We start from the raw sequence: 5,424 nt of genomic DNA, 5'->3' as shown, positions 1-5,424 counted from the left end.
TGTTCACCGAAAGCTGCGTGCTGGCAAGGTTGCCGTCGACATCGGTGACCGACAGGCCCGCGATGGCAAGCGGCGCGTCCTCGTCGACGCTTTGTGGACCCGGCACGGTGTTGACCGGCGCGTCGTTCGTGCCGGTGACGGTGATCGTGACGGTCGCGGTATCGCTGTCTCCATCGGTATCAAAAACCCGGTAGACAAAAGTGACATCACGCGGCTCTCCCAGCGCGAGGTCTTCGAAATCACTGCCCGGATCAAACGAAAAGGTGCCGTTCGCGTTCAGCACCAGTGTCCCCAGCGCGGGAGCAGTGACCAACTCAACCCGGTCCACCAAATCCGGCACGTCGTCGTTGGCAACGACGGCACCAAAGGGGACCGCGCCCGGTTCGGCGTCAAGGCTGACGGTATCGTCCACGGCCACGATCGGCTTGTCTTCCGGATTCACTTCGACGCCGTCCACGACGACGCGCAGCGCTTCGATTTCGCGCACCGACAGACCGCTGTGGGTGGTGTAGACGGCCGAACTCGCTTCGCCTGTCGCCGGATCGGTTTCGGCTGCGATGAAGGCCAGCAGTCCTGCCACATCGGCCTGCCAGCGTGGGTCGAGCCACTCGGCGCGGGTTAAGTGCAGCACCAGCGTGTCAATCCCGCGCCCGCCTCGGTAATCGTCCGTGACGCCGGCATTTTCAGCAATTGTCTGCGCCAAGGTGTCGTTGCCGCCACCGCCAATGGCCAGATCGTTGCCGGCACCGCCGTCAAGGTAGTCGGCGAAGCCGATCCCTATATCGCTGGCAGAGCCGCTGCCGCGCCCGTGATAGCCGCTTCCCGAGCCTGAACCCGAGCCATGGCCCTTGCCGCGCCCGTAATAACCGCTTCCCGAGCCTGAACCCGAGCCATGGCCCTTGCGGTGATGGCCGCCGTCACCGCTTCCGGACCCATAACCGCTTCCGGAGCCATAACCGGGCAACGCGTCGCCATAGAGGCGGTCGTCATCGGCTCCGCCCAGCACTGTATCCTCGCCAAGGCCGCCGATCACCAGATCGTTTCCAGACCCGCCATCGAGGTAATCGTCAAAGGTCTGGGCCGTACCGCCCCACGAACCGCTACCCGAGCCAGCCCACGGACCGCTGCCCGAGCCAGCTCCTTGAAAGTACCACGAGCCCGAACCCGAACCATGATGGCCCGAGCCCGAACCGCTCTCCGCACTGCCATCGCCATATAGCGTGTCGTTGCCGTCGCCTCCGTAAACGGTATCGTTGCCCGATCCGGCGCTGATCTTGTCGTCGCCGTCACCGGCCGCCACGACATCATCTCCTTTTCCGCTACGGATCCGGTCGTCGCCCTCTGCGGTGGTGACAGCGTCGTTGCCGTCGCCCGACTTTACATTTGCCGTGCCAGAGTGAACGTCGACCGTGTCATTCCCCTTGCCGGTATCGATCCGGTTGGTGCCGCCGTCCACCGTGACCCTGTCGTCGCCTCGCCCGGTGTTGATCCGGTCGTTGCCCGAGCCTGAGGTGACGACGTCATTTCCCTTGTTGGTGTCAATCCGGTTGTCGCCCTCGCCCCCCGAAACGGTGTCGTCGCCTTTACCCGCTTTCACCGTATCGTCGCCATCCCCGCCGTGAATGCGATCGTTCCCGTCGCCGCCTTTGATCCGGTCGTCGTCAGCGCCGCCATGGATCTCGTCATCGCCGCGACCGCCGTAGATCTTGTCGTTGCCATCCTGACCGTACAGCGTGTCATCGCCGGCGCGCCCGAAGATTTTGTCGCGGCGGTTCGTCCCCAAATAGATGTCATCGCCAGCAGTGCCATTATACTTTGCCATGGAAATGTTCCCCCGAAATTCCCGGCGCCGGCAAAGTGCGGTTGGTCACTCGCCCGCTAAAATGAACAGCTTGTAAGGTCGATAAAATTAGGAGCTTTCAAGGCTCCGACCCGGTTCCCACAGAAACGGCTGTCACTACTATTCGGCTTGATAAATCAGCTTTGTGTCAAGTCGGAAGTTCGTCTTCACCGCGGTGAAGACGAAGCTTGCGCGTACCGCCGGGATTGTCCTGCGATGCGAATCGCAACTGGTTTCAGACATTTACGGCACGAAATTCAGAAGGGCGGGGCAGGGTGCGCACGAAGCGAGGCGAGTCCCAATCGTGGGGAACGCAATCGAATGTGCCGAATGCGAAAGTCGTTTCATGACGGGAATACCGAATCAGACGTGCTGTTCAATACGCTCTGACAACCGCCCGAACAGCGGCGCAAGGGGCGTCAGGTCAGCGCTCGATTCACTCCATCCCCGCAGTTTGTTCAGGTGTCGCAAGACCAACGCGCGGGTCAGTCCGATCCGGTCCCGCGCCAGACTTTCATCGTGGTTCCACCAGCGGCCTTCCTGTACCCACCGTCGCAGGAGCATGTCAAGCCTGACCGTTCCATGCAGTACCGCCATGATGCGCCAATCCGACACTGTTTGGCGCGGGTAAAGCAGCGCCAATAACCGCGTCTCATCGAAACCGGCCAGCGGGCACCATTCGTCTGCAAGAAGCCAGGCCAGGTCGTCCGAGGGACGCCGCAGACCGCAATGCTCCCAGTCGATCCAGCCTATGCGACCGGGCGCCGTAACGATTGCATTGCCTGGTCGAGCATCCCATTTCACTGGCGCCCAGTCCGTGACGGTCATCCGGTCCACCAGGCGTTCGATGTCGAGGTTCGGTATCGGCAAGCCGTTCGTCTCTGCCAGGCGCAGCGGAGCGCACGCAAGATCTGTCACCCAACCGGGTCTTACACCGATTTTCGGCAGCGTTTCGGCGGTCGGATGCCGCCGCAGGATCGCGTGCGCGCGCGCTAACGCTTCAACGGCCTCCCAAAGCAGCCCCGCATGCCGAGACGGCTCTGCCGCATCGAGCACTTCGCTGAGACGCCGCCCTGGAAGAAATGATTGCACGACAACCCGACCGCTACGTGCTACGAGTTCCGGGGCAACTCCCGCGCCGGCCAGCGCAGAAAGTACTGTCGCCTCAAGTGCTGCGCGGGATGTGGACCTGCGCTCCGCTACCGCGTACCGTTCCATTCCCAGGCGTGCGATCACTGTCTTCCGGTCGGCTCCGCCCGGTGCCTCAAACGCATCGGGGTCGCGCCCCAGGATATCCCGGCAGACAGCCGCCAGACGTTTGGACCTGCGCTCATCTAGTTGCTGCGCCAACTATTCCCCCAGTGCTCTGCACGTTCGGCTTTTCGCCCCATTCACCACACCGATCAGTACGTTTTCAGGACCCATCTTGGAAGCACGTATCGTCTGTCCGCCGTCAGGATCTCCGAGCCAGCTGGCAGCCTGACCTGAGAGAGGGTCTGACACATCTGGTTGGTTTGATTATGCGGCGGATGTGCGGTGACGCAATGCGCTCCATCAAAAAGAAGATGAAGCACGACAAGGCGAGCTACTACAAAACCCACGGGCTCAGGAAAAACGCGACGATCGAGCTTTATCTGGCCGGATGTGATGACGAGACGGTCAAGGCTGTTACCGGTCATTCAGGCGTTGAGATGCTGAAAAATATGGCGGACCGGTCCGGCAGAGGGAGCTGGCCAAGCGCGCTCAAGAGGCAAGACATCAAATGGAACGAAGCAAGACCGAAACGTGAAAGTTTCAACGCTTGTTTCAAAAACTGGAAGAAGGGACAAACACGGTGACGCAAGTGCCTGATTTTATTGGAGGCGAGTACCGGAATCGAACCGGTGTACACGGATTTGCAATCCGTAGGCGCTCTCTGATTTTCTTTGAAAAAAATGTAAACTGGCCACTTTTTGCTACTATAGTTTTCAATGGCTTAGCGGTGCGTTGTAAACTGACCTCTTCCATATTTTGGTGCTGTTGAGGCGCGGTTGAATGGCATCGCGGCGTCAGGAATTCCCCTGGCTACAGGGATATCGTGGGCGACCTGATCGTCTGATTTCTGCCGCCTGCTGCAAGGACCCAGTTCCTTGCGATGAAACCCATTTCATCTCATTCCTCGCCCTTTTCGCCTGCGGCTGCCAATCTTTCAGCCGCAGACTATCTCCGTATCCTTCATCCTTCCGGAAGCAGGGGAAAGGTCTCCTTCTTTGTCCTGATAGGAAAGGATAACTACGCCACGCGGACGCACGAAGTCAGTGTTGCTCCAACCATTGCCGAGGCGCTATTGGATCAGACGGGATATGTCACACTGAATCGGTTTTATGGGCCACGTAACGGATCGAATCTGGCTCAGATCAACGCCCTTTTTCTTGACCTCGACGTGCATCGCCTCCCGGGAAGCAACCAGCCGCATGAGCATTGGGCAGAACAGTTTCAGTCCGAAGTTGCCAAGAAAAATCTGCCAATGCCGTCGCTCCTCACTTTCACGGGCAGAGGCCTTTGCGCTATCTGGCTGCTTGAGCCAATTCCCCCGGTGGCACGGCCACGATGGGGCAAGGCTCTGGGTTCGCTCATTGAGCTATTTCGGCATATGGGTGCCGACTCAAGTTGCAGCGATACGGCAAGGGTCTTCAGGATCCCAGGAACTACCAATGAAAAATCAGGCCTTGAGGTGCGCACGATCGGTGGCACGCTCAAAAGGTACCCCTTCGATGATCTGGCCGATCGGATTTTCAAAGCAGCTGGGCGGCCTACCCGCCGCGAACTCGAAGAGAAGAAACGGGTCAATCACGCGAAACCGAAGACGAATGCGTTTGGTGGCCTGTCCCCAGAGCGCCGCTTCGAGATGATACTGCAGGACCTCGACAAGATTGCAGCGCACTGGGGCGGGACAATCCCTGAGGGACATCGCAATACCTACCTGCACCTTGTTGCCACGGCCCTCACGCACACCAAAACAACCTCAGAGATCGAAAAAACGGTCACGCAGATCGCTGCATTAGCGACGCCGGGTTTATCGGACAGGGAGATTTCTGGAGTGATAAAAAGCGCAGAGAAGCGCGCGGAGGCAGCCATCTCTTCCAATCCCTTGCTCGATGGTCGATTGCATTATTCAGGAAGCGAGATCGCCGAAAGGCTTGATATATCTGACGAAACGGCCCGCAGCCTGGGTCTCCAGCAGGTCTTTTCGGAACAGGAACGCAACCGCCGGAAAGCGAATCGAGAGAAGGAGCGTCGGCGTGCTGCTGGCGTGCAATCACGAGAAGACTGGCTGGCCTGCAACGCAGCGTCACGTAATAAACCATGGGAGATCGCCGGTATCTCCCGGACGAAGTGGTATGAATTGGGCCTGCACAAGAACAAATAATCAACGTGAAAAATCCGGACAGGTCCGTGTCCGGTACAAGGGCGTAAGCCGTAAGCGGTGCGCCGTTCACACGTGTTTGGGATAGTTCCAAGGAAGCAAGTCGTTGATGTCGTTTTGCTTATGCCCGCCTGCGATGGCGGTCAGGACATTGGATAAGTAGCCATGGGGTTCGATC

The 5,424-nt window shown here is 59.2% G+C and carries 5 protein-coding genes; 2 read left to right on the top strand and 3 right to left on the bottom strand.

The annotated features are described in order from the left end of the window. Together Q0X85_RS01585 and Q0X85_RS01580 are read right to left on the bottom strand one after the other, a co-directional pair. On the bottom strand, positions 1 to 1,822 hold a 1,822-nt coding region (locus Q0X85_RS01585), incomplete at its 3' end, for an Ig-like domain-containing protein (RefSeq protein WP_297768079.1). Positions 1,823 to 2,203: 381 nt separating this feature from the next. After that, positions 2,204 to 3,058 (bottom strand): phosphotransferase, encoded by an 855-nt coding sequence (locus Q0X85_RS01580; RefSeq protein ID WP_366129057.1) that lies wholly within the window; start codon positions 3,056 to 3,058, stop codon positions 2,204 to 2,206. Positions 3,059 to 3,405: 347 nt separating this feature from the next. Here Q0X85_RS01580 and Q0X85_RS01575 point away from each other — a divergent pair, with 347 nt between their 5' ends. Together Q0X85_RS01575 and Q0X85_RS01570 are read left to right on the top strand one after the other, a co-directional pair. Next, a complete protein-coding gene (locus Q0X85_RS01575) occupies positions 3,406 to 3,678 on the top strand; it encodes a hypothetical protein (RefSeq protein WP_297768075.1) in 273 nt (90 codons plus the stop codon). 296 nt (positions 3,679 to 3,974) lie between these two features. Beyond that, positions 3,975 to 5,249 carry a hypothetical protein gene (locus Q0X85_RS01570; protein ID WP_297768073.1) on the top strand — a complete coding sequence of 425 codons (1,275 nt, stop codon included), beginning with the start codon at positions 3,975 to 3,977 and terminating at the stop codon, positions 5,247 to 5,249. A gap of 66 nt (positions 5,250 to 5,315) precedes the next feature. Here Q0X85_RS01570 and Q0X85_RS01565 read toward each other — a convergent pair. Continuing rightward, a partial coding sequence (locus Q0X85_RS01565) for a transposase domain-containing protein (protein WP_297768081.1) occupies positions 5,316 to 5,424 on the bottom strand: 109 nt, incomplete at its 5' end.

The organism is uncultured Roseovarius sp. (assembly GCF_947259555.1).
GTDB lineage: Bacteria > Pseudomonadota > Alphaproteobacteria > Rhodobacterales > Rhodobacteraceae > Roseovarius.
This window is presented reverse-complemented; position numbering and strand designations above follow the sequence as displayed.

Bases quoted from the DNA above. Each gene is read 5' to 3' on its own strand.
- Q0X85_RS01580 (WP_366129057.1), bottom strand. From the start codon at position 3,058: ATGGAACGGTACGCGGTAGCGGAGCGCAGGTCCACATCCCGCGCAGCA.
- Q0X85_RS01575 (WP_297768075.1), top strand. From the start codon at position 3,406: ATGAAGCACGACAAGGCGAGCTACTACAAAACCCACGGGCTCAGGAAA.
- Q0X85_RS01570 (WP_297768073.1), top strand. From the start codon at position 3,975: ATGAAACCCATTTCATCTCATTCCTCGCCCTTTTCGCCTGCGGCTGCC.